Here is an 18,094-nt window from a genome sequence, read left to right on the forward strand (position 1 = left end):
GCACAGGAAGCGCATGAACGATCAAGCTCTCTCTCTTCAGGCCCTGGCGGCCCCCGAAGGCACCTGCTACGGCTGCGGCTGCGCCCATCCCAGCGGCCTGCACCTGCAAAGCTACTGGGACGCCGAAGGTGTCCACCTACTGTGCCGGCACACGCCCGACAGTACCTTCATCGGCTGGCCAGGGCTGGTCTATGGCGGTTTGCTGGCGATGTTGGTCGACTGCCATTCCAACTGGACTGCAATGGCCCACCACTACCGTGCCGAGGGACGCGAACCTGGCAGCCTGCCACGCATCGATTGCGTTACCGGCAGCCTTGGCCTGAACTATCTAAAGCCCACCCCCATGGGCGTGGAGCTGTTGCTCAAGGCACGAATCGAAGGCGAAGTAGGGCGCAAGACCCGCGTGCTGTGCGAGGTATGGGCCGGTGATGTGCTGACTGTCAGCGCCGACTCGGTGTTCGTGCGTGTCGACACCGAGCAGCTCAAGCTGAGGGCGCATGGCCAAGCGAGCTGAGGGCAACGAACGAATGACGTACAGGTGATGGTCAGCCAAACGGGATGGCACTACAGTGATAGGCCCAATCCCCTGGCACAGGTTGACCATGACCGATCTCAGCGCATTCCCCATCACCCGCAAATGGCCCGCGCAACACCCCGAGCGCCTGCAGCTGTACTCCTTGCCCACGCCCAACGGCGTGAAGGTATCGATCATGCTGGAGGAGATCGGCCTGGCGTACGAGCCGCACAAGGTCAGCTTCGACACCGATGACCAGCTGAGCCCCGAGTTCATCTCCCTTAGCGCCAACAACAAGATCCCGGCGATCCTCGACCCCAACGGCCCTGGCGGCAAGCCGTTACCGCTGTTCGAGTCTGGGGCGATCCTGCAGTACCTGGCGGAAAAGAGCGGGCAGTTGCTCAGCCAGGATCCGGCAACCCGTTACCAGACCCTTCAGTGGCTGATGTTCCAGATGGGCGGCATCGGGCCGATGTTCGGCCAGGTCGGGTTCTTCCATTTCTTCGCAGGCAAGGAATACGAAGACAAGCGCCCACGGGACCGTTACGTCAACGAATCGAAACGCTTGCTGGGTGTGCTCGACCGGCATCTGCAGGGGCGCGAGTGGATGGTCGATGAGTACAGCATCGCCGACATCGCCATCTTCCCCTGGGTGCGCAACCTGGTGGAGCGCTACAACGCCCGTGACCTGGTGGGGTTCGACGCATTCAAGGACGTGCAACGGGTGCTGGCCACCTTCCTTGAGCGGCCAGCGGTACAGCGCGGCCTGAAAGTCCCCGCGTGATGTTGGCAGGCCTGGCCCCTGTCGTCGGTGAGCCAGGCCGTTTCCATTCAGAACACGTGGGTCAACAGCCAGTAAAGGCACCCGGCCAACAGCATTGCCGCTGGCAAGGTCAGTACCCATGCCATCAGCAGGTTGATCAACGTGCGTCTCTGGATGCCCGAGCCGTTGGCGACCATGGTGCCAGCTACCCCTGAGCTCAGCACATGGGTCGTCGAAACGGGCAGCCCGAACATATCCGCGGCACCGATGGTACACATTGCAACCACCTCTGCCGATGCGCCCTGGGCATAGCTCAAGTGCGTCTTGCCGATCTTCTCGCCGACCGTGACCACGATACGCCGCCAACCGACCATGGTGCCCAGGCCCAAGGCGATGGCCACGGCGACCTTGACCCACAGCGGGATGTAGCGGGTGGCGTCGTCCAGTTGCGTCTTGAACAGTTGCACATGGCTGCGGGTGTCGGCGTCGAAGGCTACCAGCTGGTTTTTCTCGATCAGGCGGATGGCTTCGCTGGTCAGGTACATGTCATTGCGCACGTTGGCCATGGCTTCGGCAGGTACACGTTTGAGTGACCCGTAACCTTTCACCTCCTCGCCGATCATGCCGGTCAGGGCGGCGAGTGCGGGTACCAGTTGAGGGTTGGCCTTGGGTTCGGTGATGAACGTGGTCAGTACCTGTCGCGGGTCTGCCGGGGTTGGCTGCGGGTTGCTGCGCACCAGCGCCTGGCGGGTTACCTCGGCGACGGCGGAGAACTGCAGTGCCTGTTCGCTGGGCATGGTTTTGTTCAGCGCATAGGCCATCGGCAGGGTGCCCACCAGAATCAGCATGATCAGGCCCATGCCCTTTTGCCCGTCGTTGGAGCCATGGGCGAATGAGACGCCGGTGCAGGTCAGGATCAACACGCCGCGGATCCACCAGGGCGGCGGTGTCTGGCCTTCGGGGGCCTGGTACAGCTCCTTGCGCTTGACCAGCGCACGCAGGGCCAGCAGCAACAAGGCCGCACAGGCAAAGCCGATCAGTGGCGAGAACAGCAGGGCGTAGCCGACCTTGCTGGCTTGGCCCCAATCCACTCCACTGGTACCGTCACGTCCGTGCATCAGTGCGTTGGCCACACCAACGCCGATGATTGAGCCAATCAGCGTATGCGACGAGGACGCCGGCAGGCCTAACCACCAGGTGCCCAGGTTCCAGATAATCGCAGCCAGCAGCAACGCGAAAACCATGGCGAAGCCTGCCGTCGAGCCCACTTGCAGAATCAGCTCTACCGGCAGCAACGCGATGATGCCGAACGCCACCGCGCCGCTGGAAAGCAGCACACCCAGAAAATTGCACAACCCCGACCACACCACGGCCACTGGTGCCGGTAATGAATGGGTGTAGATCACCGTGGCCACGGCATTGGCGGTATCGTGGAAGCCATTGACGAACTCGAAACCAAGAGCAATCAACAGTGCCAGGCCCAGCAGCAGAAACGGCGTGACCGTGGTGATCACCGTGCCGCTGGCGCTGACGTCCTGCTTGAGACTCCAGGCGGTATAGGCGAGGCCGACCATGAGCAGGCCGAAGAACAGCAAGAGCGTGGCGCGCCCCGGTTTGTGGGTTAGCTGGGGGCGGGCATCGCGTTGAGCCAGGTGCGGCTGGCTGGCCAGTGATGGGGTTGCCATGGGGGCTCCGGTGGCGTCGGGCAAAGGGGCCGAAGGCTATGAGAATAGAAACAATTGGTTACCGGTACGTGACCTCGATCAATGAATTACCTAGGCTCAAGACAGGTGGTCATAGCAGGAGAATCCCATGATCCGCTGCAAGCGCGTCTATGGCGCAGTCGAAAAGGAGGATGGCCAGCGCGTGCTGGTCGACAGGCTGTGGCCACGTAATCTTCGTAGGGAAGCCCTGCATGGCCAGTGGTTGCGCGAAGTGGCGCCGTCAACCGATTTGCGCAAGGCGTTTCACCAGGGCGAGGTGGATTTCGCCACCTTTACCCAACGCTACCACCTGGAGCTGGCGGCGCACCCCGAGCACTGGTATCCGTTGCTGGACCTGGCGGCCAAGGGTGACCTGACCCTCCTTTTTGCCGGCCAGGATACCGAGCACAACAACGCTCAGGTGCTGGCCGCTTGGCTTAAGGATGAGTTGGAGCGGCGCGGGCCGGGCAGTTCGCCGGTGTGTTATGCCCATTGAGCTGACCCCCGCCAGCGATGCCCACTGCAGCTTTGCCCGCGACCTGACGCGTCGCGCCATGCTGCCCTATTACCGGCAGTTCGACCTGTTGTGGGTCGAGGACGCATTCGACCAGGCGTGGGGCTGGCGTGAGCAATGGTTGGTGGTGGATGGCGAACGCGTGTTGGGCTACTGCAGCCTCAGCCAGGATCGCCAGGCGTTGTTCATCCGCGAGCTGCACCTGTTGCCCGAGCATCGCGGGCAAGGGGCGGGTAGCCTGGTACTGGAACAATTGGTCGGCTGGGCAGCGCAGCGGCGGTTGCCGTTACTGCGGCTGATGGTATTCAAGAGCAACCCGGCGCGGCAGCTCTACTTGCGCCACGGTTTTGTGGAAATGGGTGAGGATGGGTGTTTCGTACGGATGCAGCGGGCCGTTGGGTGAGCCGCACTGGCGCTGAGAGCTGCCAGGCCGCCGGGTAGTGGCGCAATGCTGGCTTGCGACGGTTGCAAGCGATGGGCATAGTGACCGTAGAGTCTGCAATTGCTCACAGGGTTGTGAGCATTACCCGATGACGATAAAGGAACAAGGAGAAGCGTCACATGAATGGACTCGGTCCACGCCTGAGGGAAGAGCGTGAACGGTTGGGGATGACCCAGCGCGTATTCGGCGATATAGGCGGTGTCGAACCCAATGCCCAGGGTAAATACGAAAGTGGCGAGCGTACGCCGCGGGTCGACTACCTGGCGGCCTTGGCGGCCAAGGGGGTGGATGCCCTGTATGTGCTAAGCGGTGTGCGCACGCCTGCGCCACTGGAAAGCCTGACCACCGATGAAACCGGCGTGCTCGGTGCTTTCCGGGGCTTGTCGGCAGCCGATCAGGCGGCTTTTCGGCATTTGTTGGGGCGTCTGGTGGGTGAGGGCGGTAGCCGGGAAGCCCTGTGGCCCCAGCGGCTTGAGCGTCAGCCATTTCTGAAGGAAGTTTTGCGCTAGGTCCGCCGTGAAAAATTTTGTTAAGGTGGCGGGATCCAATCGCCGTGTTGACGAGGTGTCTGCTTGATTAGGGTCCTAGTGGTCGACGATCACGATCTGGTACGAACCGGTATTACACGCATGCTCGCCGACATCGATGGCTTGCAGGTGGTGGGTGAGGCGGATTCGGGCGAGTCGGCACTCAAGCTGGCCCGAGAGCTCAAGCCGGATGTCGTGCTGATGGACGTGAAGATGCCTGGGATCGGCGGCCTGGAGGCGACCCGCAAGCTGCTGCGCAGCCACCCTGATACCAAAGTGGTCGCCGTCACTGTGTGCGAAGACGACCCGTTTCCTACAAGGCTGATGCAAGCCGGCGCCGCCGGTTACCTGACCAAAGGTGCGGGCCTGGATGAAATGGTCCAGGCCATCCGCCTGGCCTTTGCCGGCCAGCGCTACATCAGCCCACAGATAGCCCAGCAGTTGGCGCTGAAGTCGTTCCAGCCGCAAGGCTCACCGTTCGACGCGTTGTCGGAGCGGGAAATCCAGATCGCCCTGATGATCGTCGGTTGCCAAAAAGTGCAGATCATCTCTGACAAGTTGTGCCTGTCCCCCAAGACCGTCAATACTTACCGTTATCGGATCTTCGAAAAACTCTCGGTTACCAGTGACGTCGAACTGACGTTACTGGCCGTTCGCCACGGTATGGTCGACGCAAGCCTGTAACCCTCATGTCAAACACCTTTGATGCCAGCGCGTTCCTGGCGACCTGCAGCGGTCGTCCGGGCGTCTACCGAATGTTCGACGCGGAGGCTCGGCTGCTCTATGTGGGCAAGGCCAAGAACCTCAAAAAGCGCCTGACCAGCTATTTTCGCAAGACCGGCCTGGCGCCAAAAACTGCCGCGCTGGTGGGCCGTATCGCCCAGGTCGAGACCACCATCACTGCCAACGAGACCGAGGCCCTGCTGCTCGAGCAGAACCTGATCAAGCAGTGGCGACCGCCGTACAACATTTTGTTGCGCGACGATAAATCCTACCCGTACGTGTTTCTGTCCGATGGCCAATTCCCGCGCCTGGGTATTCACCGTGGTGCGAAGAAAGCCAAGGGTCGTTACTTCGGACCCTACCCCAGCGCGGGCGCCATCCGCGAGAGCCTCAGCCTGTTGCAGAAGGCCTTTTCGGTGCGCCAGTGTGAGGACAGTTATTACGCCAACCGCACCCGGCCATGCCTGCAATACCAGATCAAGCGTTGCAAGGGGCCGTGCGTCGGCCTGGTCGAGGCCGAGGAATACGCCGAGGACGTGCGCCACTCGGTAATGTTCCTGGAGGGCCGCAGCCAGCAGTTGGGCAACGAGCTCAATGCCGAGATGGAAAAGGCCGCCATGGCCTTGAATTTCGAGAAAGCCGCCGAGCTGCGCGATCAGATCGCCTTGCTGCGGCGCGTGCAGGACCAGCAGTACATCGAGGGCGGGTCTGGCGACGTCGACGTCGTTGCCGCTTTCGTCAACCCCGGTGGCGCCTGCGTGCACCTGATCAGCGTGCGTGGCGGGCGAGTGCTGGGCAGCAAGAACTTCTTCCCTCAGGTGGGTATCGAGGAAGAGGTGGCCGAGGTCATGGCCGCGTTCCTGTCCCAGTACTACCTGGGTAATGCCGAACGCGAACTGCCCGGCGAGCTGATCGTCAACGTGGTGCACGAGGACTTCGCCGCCATCAGCGAAGCGCTGCAGACCCTGCGCGGCCGCGAGCTGACCATCAGCCACCGGGTGCGTGGCACCCGCGCCCGCTGGCAGCAACTGGCGGTGACCAATGCCGAGCAGGCGCTCAACGCCCGCCTGGCCAACCGCCAGCACATGGCCGCGCGCTTCGAGGCCCTGGCCCAGGTGCTCGGGTTGGATGAAGTGCCGCAGCGCCTGGAGTGCTACGACATCAGCCATTCCAGCGGTGAAGCCACGGTGGCCAGCTGTGTGGTATTCGGCCCGGAAGGCCCGATCAAGTCCGATTACCGGCGCTTCAACATCGAAGGCGTGACCGCCGGTGACGACTACGCCGCCATGCACCAGGCCCTGACACGCCGTTACGGGCGCATCAAGGACGGCGAGGGCAAACTGCCCGACGTGCTGTTGGTCGACGGCGGCAAAGGCCAGTTGAACATGGCCCGCGAAGTGATGCAGGAGCTGGCCTTCACTGATCTGACCCTGTTGGGCGTGGCCAAGGGTGTGACCCGCAAGGCCGGTTTCGAAACCCTGTACCTCAACGATGTGGCCCACGAATTCACCCTCAAGGGCGACAATCCGGCGCTGCACCTGATCCAGCAGATCCGTGACGAAGCTCACCGCTTCGCCATCACAGGCCACCGCGCCCGGCGTGGCAAGGCCCGGCGAGTGTCCAGCCTGGAAGACGTTGCCGGGGTAGGGCCCAAGCGCCGTCGCGACCTGCTGAAACATTTCGGCGGCCTGCAGGAGCTCAACCGCGCCAGTATCGACGAAATCGCCAAAGCGCCCGGCATTAGTAAAAAGCTTGCCGAGTCGATTTATGCCAGCCTGCATAGCGAGTAGAATGCCGGGCTCAACCCGCAGCCAGTCGTACCGATGAATATTCCAAACTTGCTCACCGTTCTACGCGTCCTGCTCATCCCGATCTTCATCCTGCTGTTCTATGTGCCCTATCACTGGAGCTACATGGCCGCCAGCACGGTGTTCGCCATCGCCGCCGCCACCGACTGGCTGGACGGCTACCTGGCGCGTCGTCTGCAGCAGAGCACGCCGTTCGGCGCCTTCCTCGACCCTGTGGCCGACAAGCTGATGGTGGCCGTGGCGCTGGTGCTGCTGGTGCAGGTGCACGCCAACTTCTGGCTAACCCTGCCGGCCGCCGTGATCATCGGCCGTGAGATCGTTGTCTCGGCCCTGCGCGAATGGATGGCTGAACTGGGGGCGAGGGCGCACGTGGCGGTGTCCAACCTCGGCAAGTGGAAAACCGCCGCGCAGATGCTGGCGCTGGTTATTCTGCTGGCCAACCCACCGGTGGTGAGTTTCTGGGTGATTCTGGGCTATGCGTTGCTGCTGGTGGCTGCCGCACTTACGTTGTGGTCCATGGCGCATTACCTGCTAGCTGCCTGGCCGCACCTGCGCGAAGGCTCGGAACAAAAATAAAACTTTTTTGAATCAAGGGGTTGACGCCGTTTTAGATATCGCTAGAATGGCACCCATCACGACGCGGGAATAGCTCAGTTGGTAGAGCACGACCTTGCCAAGGTCGGGGTCGCGAGTTCGAGTCTCGTTTCCCGCTCCAAATATCGATCTACAGAGTTCCATTGAAGTCTGTAAATCATTGAAAATAGACGCTTCGGCGTCTTTTTTCGTTCCAGGCAAATCCACTCCTATCCATGGGCATCCAGACTTTCCTAGTCTAGAAATTAGTCCATGAAATCCGCATTTTCCCCGTGGCGGTTCGTTGCTGGAGAGGCGCGTTGAGCGTTACGAGCATCTAGCCCTGAATTTCAGGTTCAGGAGCTCGTACATGGCACTCTCAGATGCAACCGCTCGCCAGGCCAAGGACTACACCCTCGGCGATAGCGATGGCTTGTCACTCGGCGTGACGGCTGCTCGCGCAGGGTACCAACCCCTGCACCCACCGCCGGCACCAGCACCACACCCACATCCAAATTGGCAAAGCTTCCTGAGGGCCAACAATTTGGTCAGCAGCATGAGCCGGCGAGGAAACGGCCATGACAATGCCATAGCCGAGAGCTTTTCCAGCTTTTCCAGCTTTTGAAGCGTGAGCGAATCCGATGAAACATCTACGCAGCGCGTGATGAAGCCCTCAGTAATACTTTCGATTGCATCGAGATGGTCTATTCCCTAAACGCCGACACAACAGTGCTATGCAGCTATCGCCGGTGGAGTATGAGAAACGCTATTTTCTGAGCTTGGAGAGTGCTAGGAAACCAGCGGCGATTCAGTGCGCTGGTTCTGCATAGGTAAGAGGTCCTACGACTCTACTTGAAGGATCCTGCATGTTGTGCAGGAAAAAGAGCTGGGGCAGGGCATTTTTAATTCTTTTACTAGAACGTATGTACTATTGAGATTCCGAAAAGATTGGCAGTTTTTTTACTTCCGTCTGTGGGACGTTTCTGGTTTTGAGTTTGATGATTTAAATTGTTGGGTGTTTGTGCATCGGTGCCTCCCATAGTCTGCTGGTTAAATATCATTGATATGGATCAATGCAATGCTGGTGCATTGGTTGCTTCTATTTGGCGTAACCCCATTGGGCCTTTGCAGCCAGGCACCCAGCCGAAGGTTTTTCTGTTGATTGTAGGAAGTTTCCTAGTTTTGTGCAGGGGGTGGCGAAAAATAAAAAAATGGTACATGTTTGGTTGGGAAATATTTCGGGTGTCGCGTTGCTGGCTATAAGGTGAGTCCCATTGCGTTTGCCGATGGGATTGAAATAGATCGTTGTCGGTGATGTCTCTGTCGTCGAGGCCCGCTTTCAGGAGGAATTATGGCTTCAAACAGTTTTCAGAATGAGGTGCCCAAGGCGCGCGTTAATATCAAGCTTGATCTGCACACCGGTGGTGCTCAGCGCAAAGTAGAGCTGCCGCTAAAACTCATGCTCATGGGGGACTACAGCAACGGTAAGGAGCAGCGTCCGCTGTCCGAGCGAAGCAAGATCAACATCGACAAGAATAATTTCGACAATGTGCTCTCTGAGCTTTCGCCAAATCTGAAACTGATTGTCAAAGATACGCTCGCCAATGAAGAGGGTGAGACGCCTGTGGAGTTGAGTTTCCAGCGGATGAAGGATTTCGAGCCCGAGCAGGTTGCTCGACAGATACCGCAACTACGTGCATTGCTGGCGATGCGAAACCTGCTGCGTGAGTTGAAAGCCAATCTTCTGGATAACGCAACGTTTCGTTCCGAACTGGAGCGAATACTCAAAGATGAGGCATTGAGTGACGAGTTGCGCAAGGAACTGGCTGCCCTTGCCCCGCAAGGCGAATGCTAGATAACCATCATTTCGACTCACGGGAAGCGAACACATGTCCGAAGAGCAATCCTCTGCGCAATCGCGTGGTGCCATTGTGCGGGTGGAAGACAGCCAGAATGTCTACCACGCCTTGTTTGAAAAAATAAACCTCGAACCCCTTGAGCAGATGGGCGGTATCGACGCCTACCAGAGTGTGGACGTTCTGTCTGAGGCAACACCCAATGAGCGTGTGACCGCGTCTGTAAGTGTTTTTCTTGAGCGGCTCAAGCAAGTCTCCCCGAAAGTGGAGCGGCTGGACAGGGCCCTGCTGGATGAGCACATCGCCTCGATTGATGCCCAGATCAGCAGTCAGCTGGACGAAGTGATGCACCATCCTGACTTTCAGCGGGTAGAGTCGATCTGGCGTGGGGCGAAGTCGTTGATCGACCAGACGGACTTCCGACAGAACGTCCGCATCGAGTTGTTGGATATCAGTAAAGCGCATCTGGCCCAGGACTTTGAAGATGCGCCGGAGATTTCTCAAAGCGGCATGTACCTGCATACGTATACTCAAGAATACGATACGCCAGGTGGTGAACCTATCGCGGCAGCCGTCTCAAACTACGAGTTTGGCCGTGGGGCGCAGGACATTGCACTGTTGCGGAATATCTCGAAAGTTGCGGCCTCCGCCCATATGCCATTCTTGTGCTCGATGGGCCCTGCGTTCTTTGGCAAGCAAACCATGGAGGAGGTCGCCGCGATCAAGGATATCGGCAACTACATGGACCGTGCTGAGTATATTAAATGGCACGCTTTCGCCGAAAGCGATGATGCCCGCTATGTCGGCGGTACATTGCCCTGTACTTTGGGGCGCCTGCCTTATGGGCCTGGTACGAATCCGGTTCGGCTGTTTAACTATGAAGAGCGGGTCAAGGGGCCGGACCACAGCAAGTACCTCTGGGTAAGCTCGACGTTCGCGTTTGCAGCCAATATGGTCAAAAGCTTTATCGCCAATGGTTGGTGCGTACAAATCCGAGGGCCGCAATCAGGTGGTGCTGTAACTAATCTGCCCATCCATCTCTATGACATGGGTACGGGCAGTCAGGTCAAGATTCCTTCGGAAATTATGATTCCGGAAACCCGCGAGTTTGAGTTTGCCAATCTTGGTTTGATTCCGTTGTCGTATTACAAGAATCGTGACTATGCGTGCTTCTTTTCGGCGAACTCAGCTCATAAACCAGCTATCTATGATACGCCTGAGGCCACCGCCAACAGTCGCATCAATTCTCGGCTGCCTTATGTATTCCTGCTTTCTCGCATCGCGCACTATTTGAAGCTCATTCAGCGTGAAAACATTGGTACCACCAAGGACCGTCGCCTGTTGGAACTGGAATTGAACAGGTGGATTAGCGGCCTGGTTACTGAAATGACGGACCCCGGTGATGACTTGCAGGCGTCTCATCCGCTGAGAGAGGCGAAGGTGGTTGTCGAAGATATCGATGACAACCCAGGCTTCTTCAGGGTCAAGTTGTTTGCTGTGCCGCATTTCCAGGTTGAGGGGATGGACATCAACCTGTCGTTGGTTTCTCAGATGCCGAAAGCTAAATCCTAACGACAACCCAGGAGCTTCTCATCGTGATCGATCGGCCTCTGTGGGCGTCCGGTGTGGTGTTGTCTGCGCAGCAGTTTCAGCAGCAGGCCCGCTTTGAATCGTGGACCAACCATGCTGTTGCTTCATTGGCATGGGTTCATCCATGGGGTATCAGGGCAGTCGCATTTGATGCGGATGCCCTGCAGCTGGGCAAACTCCTAGCCACTCGGCTGCAGGTGTGCATGCCCGATGGAACACTGATTGACACGGATCGGCTGGATCGGCTTCCCAGTGCCCTGGAGCTGTCCCGGGCGTTGCCTGACGCCCGTCAAGCGGCAACGGTGGTGCTCGCTTTGCCGCTGGAGCAGGCCAATGGCAACAATTGCCTGTTCGAGGGTGGCAGAGTTGAGCGCCCCGTCAGATACCGTCAGGTGTGGCGGGATGTTCAAGATCTCTACACCGATGAAGTGCAGTCCATCAGCGTGCTCGAACATGCCCTGAGCTTGCGTCTGGAGGATGATGACAATGCCGACTACCTCACCTGCCCAGTAGCGCGCCTGATACGGGATGGGCGGGGTGGTTGGGAGATTGATCCGGTCTACATTCCCCCGTTGCTGAAGTTTGATGCGCATGCTGGATTGTTGCTTCAACTGGATAATTTGCTGACCCAGCTGTCCGCCAAGCGTGAGCGGCTGATGGGGATGCGCCGGGAGAGCAACCAGCGCATGGCAGATTTCGCTGTCGCAGATGTGACGTTATTCTGGCTGCTCAATGCGCTGAATACCTATCAGCCGGTGTTGGCTGACCTTAAAGCACTCCCTGCTCGCCATCCGGAGCTGGTGTACCAGCAGTTGGTGAAATGTGCTGGGGCGCTGTTGACGTTTTCGTTGGACCAGAGCGTCGAGGATCTTCCTGCCTATCAGCATGCGCACCTTGAGACTGTTTTCCCTCCCTTGATGCGTACGCTCTCCACATTGCTGGAGGCGAGCCTGCCGTCACGGGTGCTGGCGTTGGTACTCCAAGCGCGCAGCGCCAACCGATGGCAGGTGGCCCTGAACGATCCCCGTTTGCTCGAGCCCGGCGGGGCTGACTTTTACCTGTCGGTGCGCTGTCGGCTGCCCGCTGTGCAAGTGCAAAGCCAATTCCCACGGTTGTGCAAGATCGGCTCGCCTGATGATGTGGACTATCTCGTCAATGCAGCACTCGATGGCGTTCCCTTGAAACCCCTCAGCCATGTGCCTGCGGCGATACCTTTGCGTTTGGAGAACCAGTACTTCGCACTGGACCTGGAGCATGAGAAAGGGCGTGCCATGTTGGCGGACGGCGTATGCGCGCTCTATGTGCCGAGCGTGTTTCAGGACGCCACACTTGAGTTGTTCGCGGTGCTGCGCTCATGAGTCTCGTTCAGCAGATACCCGGCGCAGCCAAGGCGGATATCGACGCCCTGCTACAGGATACCTACTTGCTAGTCGTCGAGTTGCGTCACGGCACCGGGGCACATAGTAGCCCGGAACTTTGGCCGCGTTGCGTGGCGGATGTCGAGCATGTTCGGGCCTCCCTTCAGGAGGATGGCCTGGATCGCCATAGCATCGAGCTTATCAGCCATGCCCAATGTGCCTTGCTGGATGAAACAGTGCTTGCGTGCGCTGAAGGTAAGGCCCATGAGGACTGGGCAATGGAGACCCTGCAGGCCAAGTTTTTCAGCAGTCATCAGGCGGGGGAATCGCTTTATGAAGACATGCGTACCGTGCTGCGGGAGGCCTCTGCACACCCTTATGTCTTCACGGTCTTTCAGCGGGTGCTGATGCTGGGTTTTCGGGGGCGCTACCGCGATGTGAATCACCCAGAGCGACAGCAACTGTTCGCTGCAATCGATGCGCATGTACCGCCCCTTGACTCAAGTCAGTCCCTGGTCACCCAGATAGGGCGTGCTTCATACCTCCCGATGTGGGGTTGGCTGCAGTCTCCTCTGGTCCACGTGGTAGCCGCATCTGGCCTGCTGATAGGCCTCTGGTGGGGGCTTGACCATACGCTGGGTGAGGCAGTGGCCTCGCTCCTGCCGGTGCAGGGGTGAGCGGGGTGCAACTGAGACAGGAGCAGGGGCTCTGGCTATGGGCCGGAACATTGTCCTTGCTGCTCATTGCCATGCTCCCGCTTGCTGTTGAGTGGCAGCTCACGACCGCCGTGGGTGTCACGGGCGCAGTATGGGCAGCGTGGCGCCGAAGCAGGCGTATTGCCGGCGGCGAGGGGCATGAACTGCAGTGGTGCAAGGGCACTAGCCTACCTGCTGGGTCCTACCGGCATCCGGTTGTCCTGGTGGTAGGCGATTGTCTGGCTGAGCTGTTTGGTCCTTTACCCGCTGAGCAATGGGCGTTGCGGGTAACCGGGGAGGGTTGCTATGTCCGGGGGCCCGACGCGCAGAAGCTGCGCACGACGGTTGCCAGTTTGCTGCTGCAAAGGCCTGAATGGAATGAACAGCTGAGTGTCATGTGGGTGGTGGATCCTACCCTCCATGCAGATGTTGCAGTGTTGGCGAATGAGCTGCGCAGCGTGTACCGCCAGGTAGTGAGGTTGCGCGAACGTGGTCGCCCACTGTCGCTGCTGGTGGTGGGCTATTTCCAGAGCACTTCGCAGGCTTCGGCCTGGTTTACCTGGGCAGCGGCCAAATCGAGCGTGCAAGTGCATGAGTCAGGTGTGTGCATGAGCCTGGCGCAATGGCAGGGGTGGAGCGCGGATCCTGATCTGCGGGCTGCTCGACTACGAGACACGGTGCAATTGAACGCTGCTGCTGGCTGGTTGAACGACGTGTGTATGTCGCAAATGCGCGTGCGGACTTCTCGTCAGGAGATCGCAGCCACCACCGTTGCTGTTGCATGGGCACCCAACTCCGGCAAGCGCCATGACAACAACCTATGGCACCGCTGGCTGCAGCAGCGGACCGGGCTGAGCTTTGACCAAGGTGCGACGGATGATGCCAATGCGGCATTGCCGTTCCCTGATGCTCTGCTCCATTTGCTGCCTCGCGGTGCTCGAAAAAGGAGGCAACACAAAACGGCGCTGGTGGGGGTCTGGCTGTTTGTGTTGGCAGCCTCCGTCGCTTTGGTCAGTTCTGCATGGCAGAACACGTTGCTGGTACGCCAGGTCACCGAAGACTTACGGCGCTATGCCACTGCTTCGATGAGCGCTAAGCCTGACAAGGGGCTCCAGCGAGAGGCCGCGCTGGCTGTGCTTCACCAAGATGCGCAACGCCTGGACACCTATTACCGCCAAGGTGCGCCCTGGTCGCTGGGCCTTGGCTTGTACCAGGGCGAAAAGCTACGCCCGTCATTGCTGGCGGTCATCAACGGCCACCGTATCCCGACGATGCCTCAGGCTTCGCCCGACAGGCCTCGAATGGTTCGCTTGGACAGCCTCTCGCTTTTCAGCAGTGGCAGTGCGCAGCTGAAACCGGATTCAACCAAGACCCTGGTCACTGCATTGGCGGGCATCAAGGCCCAGCCAGGTTGGCTGATTGTGATCACGGGGCATACGGACGCGACGGGCAGCGACGAACAAAACCTGCGTTTGTCACGAGCACGTGCGGCTGCAGTACACGACTGGATTCAACACATGGGTGACATCCCCAGCAACTGCTTCGCGGTGCAAGGTCTGGGAGCCAGCCAGCCAGTTGCAAGCAACGACACGGAACAAGGACGGTCGGCCAATCGCCGAGTTGAGATTCGCCTGGTACCGGAGGCGGGGGCCTGCCTGTCCTCGACTGCGGCCTCTGGGCTGCAACCCCTGTCGCATTCCGCGACCTCCAACATTTGAGAGGACTTTCTAAATGGCTATTCCTGTTTACCTGTGGCTGAAAGACGATGGCGGTGCCGATATCAAAGGATCGGTCGATGTCAAAGACCGCGAGGGCAGTATTGAAGTGGTCGGTCAAGATCATGATCTTTATATTCCCACCGATAACAATACTGGAAAGTTGACCGGCACGCGCATTCATACGCCGTTTGTTTTTACAAAAGAAATCGATGCATCCTCCCCTTATCTGTACAAGGCCGTGACAACCGGACAGACGCTCAAAGAAGCAGAGTTCAAATGGTACAAAATCAATGACGCTGGCCAGGAAGTTGAGTACTTCAACACCACGCTGGAGAACGTCAAGGTCGTGAAAGTTGCACCCAAGATGCACGACGTAAAAGACCCGGCAAAAGAAAAGCATAACCATCTGGAGTTGGTCGAACTTCGCTACGAAAAAATTACCTGGACCTACAAGGATGGAAACATCATCCATGCTGACTCTTGGAATGAACGGACCACCGCCTGATAAAGCTCGGCCGTCGGTCAGCATTTGCTGATGGCCTCCAGTGTATTGGGTTGAGCGTCCGCGCGCGGGCGCTCAGCCAAGTACACCTCGGTTTCAAATACGTCCACTCACGACGTTACGTTGGTCATTGACGACAAGGATGCCCTGTATGGCACATGATCCTACCCGCTTGCTCCGCCGTCTCAACGCTTATTGCACCCAGGCACTGACGGCGGCAGCGTCGTTGTGTCAGGCACGCGGGCACAGTCATATCAGTATTGAACACTGGTTGTTGAAGTTGTTTGAGCAAGGCGATGGCGATCTGGTGGTCATTGCCCGTCGCTACGGGTGGGATGTGGATGCCATGTGGCAAGGATGGCTTGAGTACTTTGATACCCTGCCGCGCAGCGTACTCAGCAAGCCCCAACTAAGTCCCGAAGTACAGCAACTGATCAGCAGCGCCTGGCTTCTGGCATCGATGGATCGCGACTGTGAGCAATTGCGCTCCGTGCATTTGTTGTCGGCCTTGGTTGGGACACCCGACTTACTCAAATGCTCAGCCGCTTGGCCTCTATTGGGTATAGGTTCAACACAACTGCAACAGGTGGAGGCCCTGCTTGAGTCGGATTCGGAAGAAAGGCAGTCGGTGCAGACCGTGTTGTTCAACCCCTCGACAGGACGCAGGGCCAAGCCAACAAGCGCCGCAGATAGTGATGTGGCACAGCCAGCGATACTCGATCAGTTCAGCCATGATGTAACCGCCAAGGCGGCAGCGGGGCAGATCGATCCGGTCTTCGGACGTGACGATGAAATCCGTCAGGTGATTGACGTACTGAGCCGTCGCCGCAAGAACAACCCCATCCTGGTAGGTGATCCTGGTGTCGGAAAAACCGCCCTGGTTGAGGGGCTTGCTTTGCGCATTGCCAGCGGCGAAGTCCCAGATAGCCTGAAACCGGTGAGCATCCGTACGCTGGACCTGGGGCTGCTTCAGGCTGGAGCCGGGGTCAAAGGTGAGTTCGAGCAGCGGCTCAAGAACGTGATCGATGCCGTCCAGCAATCGAAAACACCCATCCTGCTATTTATCGATGAAGCGCATACCCTGATCGGTGCTGGCAACCAGGCTGGGGGCGCTGATGCTGCAAACCTGCTGAAACCTGCCTTGGCCCGTGGCGAGTTGCGTACCATCGCTGCCACGACCTGGAGCGAATACAAGCAGTACTTCGAGCGCGATGCTGCGCTGGAGCGGCGCTTCCAGCTGATCAAGGTGGACGAGCCGGATGATGCCAATGCTTGCTTGATGCTGCGTGGGCTAAAAGCGCGATACGCCACCTATCACGGTGTGCACGTTCAAGACGTAGCCGTGCAGGCGGCGGTTAGTTTGTCTCGGCGTTTTCTGACGGGGCGCCGCCTGCCGGACAAAGCGGTTGACCTGATAGACACCGCGTGCGCACGCGTTCGCATGAGCCTCGATTGTGAGCCGCAGGCGCTGGTCCAGCTGAAGTCGCAAAAGACGGCCCTGACTGCAGAGCGAACTGCGTTGGCGCGGGATGCACAACTTACCGGCACGGTGATTGAACCCCGCCTTGCGAAGATCAACGCCCAGTTGGTTCAACTGGAGAGCCAGCAGGCCGCGCTGGAGCTGCAGTACCAACAAGAACTTGAACTTACGAAGCAGTTGCTCAATGTCCGTAAGGCCGAACAGGTCGATACAGCGGGCTGCGCGCAGTTACAAAAAGAACTGAGCTACGTACAGGGGAGTCGGCCGCTCCTATCGCTGGATGTTTGCGCCCGCAGTGTGGCTGAAGTGATCGCCGATTGGACGGGGGTGCCCCTTGGCAGCTTGCTCAAGGACGAACAAGCCAACTTGTTGAACCTGGAAGATCAGCTGGCCGAACGCGTTGTTGGTCAGGCCTCGGCCCTGCTTGCACTCGCTCAACGCCTACGTGCCGCGCGAACAGGGTTGACGAGCGACAACGCGCCGATGGGCGTTTTCCTGCTGGTCGGCACCAGTGGCATCGGCAAGACGGAAACGGCGCATGCTCTGGCCAGTAGCCTGTTCGGCGGAGAAAAGTCGCTCATCACCCTCAACATGTCCGAGTACCAAGAGGCGCACACCGTCAGCCAACTGAAAGGGTCACCGCCTGGTTATGTTGGCTACGGCCAAGGTGGTGTGCTCACCGAGGCCGTTCGCCAGCGCCCCTACAGCGTCGTGTTGCTGGACGAAGTCGAGAAGGCCCACCGTGATGTGCTCAATCTGTTCTACCAGGTGTTCGATCGCGGCTTTATGCGTGATGGTGAAGGACGGGAGATCGATTTTCGCAATACCGTCATCCTGATGACCTCCAACCTGGGCAGTGATCTGCTGCAAGGTTGGGTGGAGCGACAGCCAGATATCGAAGACGCCGCACTGCATGACCTGTTGCGGCCCGTGCTGCGCGCGCACTTCCAGCCGGCACTGCTGGCGCGCTTCCAGACATTGATCTTCCGCCCACTGGATGCGCGTGCGCTCAAACGGATTGTCGCGTTCAAACTCGATCAGGTTGCCAGGCGTTTGCAGCGTCATTACGGCTTGCAGTGCGAGATGGACCACTCGCTCTACGAAGCCTTGGTCGCCGCCTGCCTGCTGCCTGATACCGGCGCTCGCAATATCGACAGCTTGCTGAACCAGCAGATCCTACCGATTTTGAGCCAACAGCTGCTGCAGCGCCAAGCCCTGGGGCAGCCAACTCAAACGGTAACGCTAGGGTACTGCGAAGACGCCGGCATCAGTTTGAGCTTCTCGGATGAAAACGATGCAGCGTTGCAGGCTGCCGAGAGGGCTTGATC

General features: G+C 58.9%; 16 protein-coding genes, 1 tRNA gene and 1 pseudogene. 17 read left to right on the forward strand and 1 reads right to left on the reverse strand.

Going from position 1 to position 18,094, the window contains the following annotated elements; translation table 11 throughout:
- The first annotated feature begins 13 nt into the window (after positions 1-13).
- On the forward strand, positions 14-514 hold the full coding sequence (locus APH34_RS20295) for a PaaI family thioesterase (protein ID WP_054902671.1): 501 nt from the start codon (positions 14-16) through the stop codon (positions 512-514).
- A gap of 88 nt (positions 515-602) precedes the next feature.
- Positions 603-1,298, forward strand: coding sequence for a glutathione S-transferase N-terminal domain-containing protein (locus APH34_RS20300; RefSeq protein WP_054902672.1), 696 nt, complete (start codon positions 603-605; stop codon positions 1,296-1,298).
- A gap of 47 nt (positions 1,299-1,345) precedes the next feature.
- Here APH34_RS20300 and APH34_RS20305 read toward each other — a convergent pair whose 3' ends face one another.
- On the reverse strand, positions 1,346-2,962 hold the full coding sequence (locus APH34_RS20305) for an inorganic phosphate transporter (RefSeq protein ID WP_054902673.1): 1,617 nt from the start codon (positions 2,960-2,962) through the stop codon (positions 1,346-1,348).
- A gap of 127 nt (positions 2,963-3,089) precedes the next feature.
- Here APH34_RS20305 and APH34_RS20310 point away from each other — a divergent pair, with 127 nt between their 5' ends.
- The 15 genes and pseudogenes from APH34_RS20310 (at position 3,090) to tssH (ending at position 18,092) form a co-directional block, all read left to right on the forward strand.
- Positions 3,090-3,476 carry a DUF488 domain-containing protein gene (locus tag APH34_RS20310; protein WP_054902674.1) on the forward strand — a complete coding sequence of 129 codons (387 nt, stop codon included), beginning with the start codon at positions 3,090-3,092 and terminating at the stop codon, positions 3,474-3,476.
- On the forward strand, positions 3,466-3,897 hold the full coding sequence (locus APH34_RS20315; RefSeq protein ID WP_054902675.1) for a GNAT family N-acetyltransferase: 432 nt from the start codon (positions 3,466-3,468) through the stop codon (positions 3,895-3,897). Before APH34_RS20310 ends, APH34_RS20315 begins: the two co-directional genes overlap by 11 nt.
- A gap of 158 nt (positions 3,898-4,055) precedes the next feature.
- Positions 4,056-4,445, forward strand: a complete 390-nt coding sequence (locus APH34_RS20320) for a helix-turn-helix domain-containing protein (protein ID WP_054902676.1) — start codon at positions 4,056-4,058, stop codon at positions 4,443-4,445.
- Between the two features lie 63 nt (positions 4,446-4,508).
- The gene (gene uvrY / locus APH34_RS20325) at positions 4,509-5,147 is read left to right on the forward strand and encodes a UvrY/SirA/GacA family response regulator transcription factor (RefSeq protein ID WP_054902677.1); all 639 of its coding nucleotides are present in this window, start codon (positions 4,509-4,511) and stop codon (positions 5,145-5,147) included.
- Positions 5,148-5,152: 5 nt separating this feature from the next.
- On the forward strand, positions 5,153-6,976 hold the full coding sequence (gene uvrC / locus APH34_RS20330) for an excinuclease ABC subunit UvrC (RefSeq protein WP_054902678.1): 1,824 nt from the start codon (positions 5,153-5,155) through the stop codon (positions 6,974-6,976).
- A gap of 33 nt (positions 6,977-7,009) precedes the next feature.
- Positions 7,010-7,570 carry a CDP-diacylglycerol--glycerol-3-phosphate 3-phosphatidyltransferase gene (pgsA, locus tag APH34_RS20335; RefSeq protein ID WP_054902679.1) on the forward strand — a complete coding sequence of 187 codons (561 nt, stop codon included), beginning with the start codon at positions 7,010-7,012 and terminating at the stop codon, positions 7,568-7,570.
- Between the two features lie 63 nt (positions 7,571-7,633).
- Positions 7,634-7,709 (forward strand) — tRNA-Gly (locus tag APH34_RS20340).
- Positions 7,710-8,081: 372 nt separating this feature from the next.
- Positions 8,082-8,397, forward strand: a pseudogene (locus APH34_RS29300) (IS3 family transposase); the annotation flags it as partial.
- 521 nt (positions 8,398-8,918) lie between these two features.
- Positions 8,919-9,422 carry a type VI secretion system contractile sheath small subunit gene (gene tssB / locus APH34_RS20345; RefSeq protein WP_054902680.1) on the forward strand — a complete coding sequence of 168 codons (504 nt, stop codon included), beginning with the start codon at positions 8,919-8,921 and terminating at the stop codon, positions 9,420-9,422.
- 34 nt (positions 9,423-9,456) lie between these two features.
- Positions 9,457-10,995 (forward strand): type VI secretion system contractile sheath large subunit, encoded by a 1,539-nt coding sequence (gene tssC, locus APH34_RS20350; protein ID WP_054902681.1) that lies wholly within the window; start codon positions 9,457-9,459, stop codon positions 10,993-10,995.
- A 20-nt stretch (positions 10,996-11,015) separates the two neighbouring features.
- Positions 11,016-12,371, forward strand: a complete 1,356-nt coding sequence (gene tssK / locus APH34_RS20355; protein WP_054902682.1) for a type VI secretion system baseplate subunit TssK — start codon at positions 11,016-11,018, stop codon at positions 12,369-12,371.
- Positions 12,368-13,048 carry a type VI secretion system protein TssL, short form gene (gene tssL, locus APH34_RS20360; protein WP_054902683.1) on the forward strand — a complete coding sequence of 227 codons (681 nt, stop codon included), beginning with the start codon at positions 12,368-12,370 and terminating at the stop codon, positions 13,046-13,048. The genes tssK and tssL overlap by 4 nt, the downstream gene beginning before the upstream one ends.
- 56 nt (positions 13,049-13,104) lie before the next feature.
- A complete protein-coding gene (locus tag APH34_RS20365; RefSeq protein ID WP_232964099.1) occupies positions 13,105-14,784 on the forward strand; it encodes an OmpA family protein in 1,680 nt (559 codons plus the stop codon).
- 13 nt (positions 14,785-14,797) lie between these two features.
- Positions 14,798-15,289, forward strand: a complete 492-nt coding sequence (locus tag APH34_RS20370; protein WP_054902684.1) for an Hcp family type VI secretion system effector — start codon at positions 14,798-14,800, stop codon at positions 15,287-15,289.
- A 148-nt stretch (positions 15,290-15,437) separates the two neighbouring features.
- On the forward strand, positions 15,438-18,092 hold the full coding sequence (tssH, locus tag APH34_RS20375) for a type VI secretion system ATPase TssH (protein WP_054902685.1): 2,655 nt from the start codon (positions 15,438-15,440) through the stop codon (positions 18,090-18,092).
- Positions 18,093-18,094: the final 2 nt, after the last annotated feature.

The sequence above is a fragment of the Pseudomonas sp. NBRC 111131 genome (genome assembly GCF_001320525.1).
In the GTDB taxonomy this organism is placed as follows: Bacteria; Pseudomonadota; Gammaproteobacteria; order Pseudomonadales; family Pseudomonadaceae; genus Aquipseudomonas; species Aquipseudomonas ceruminis.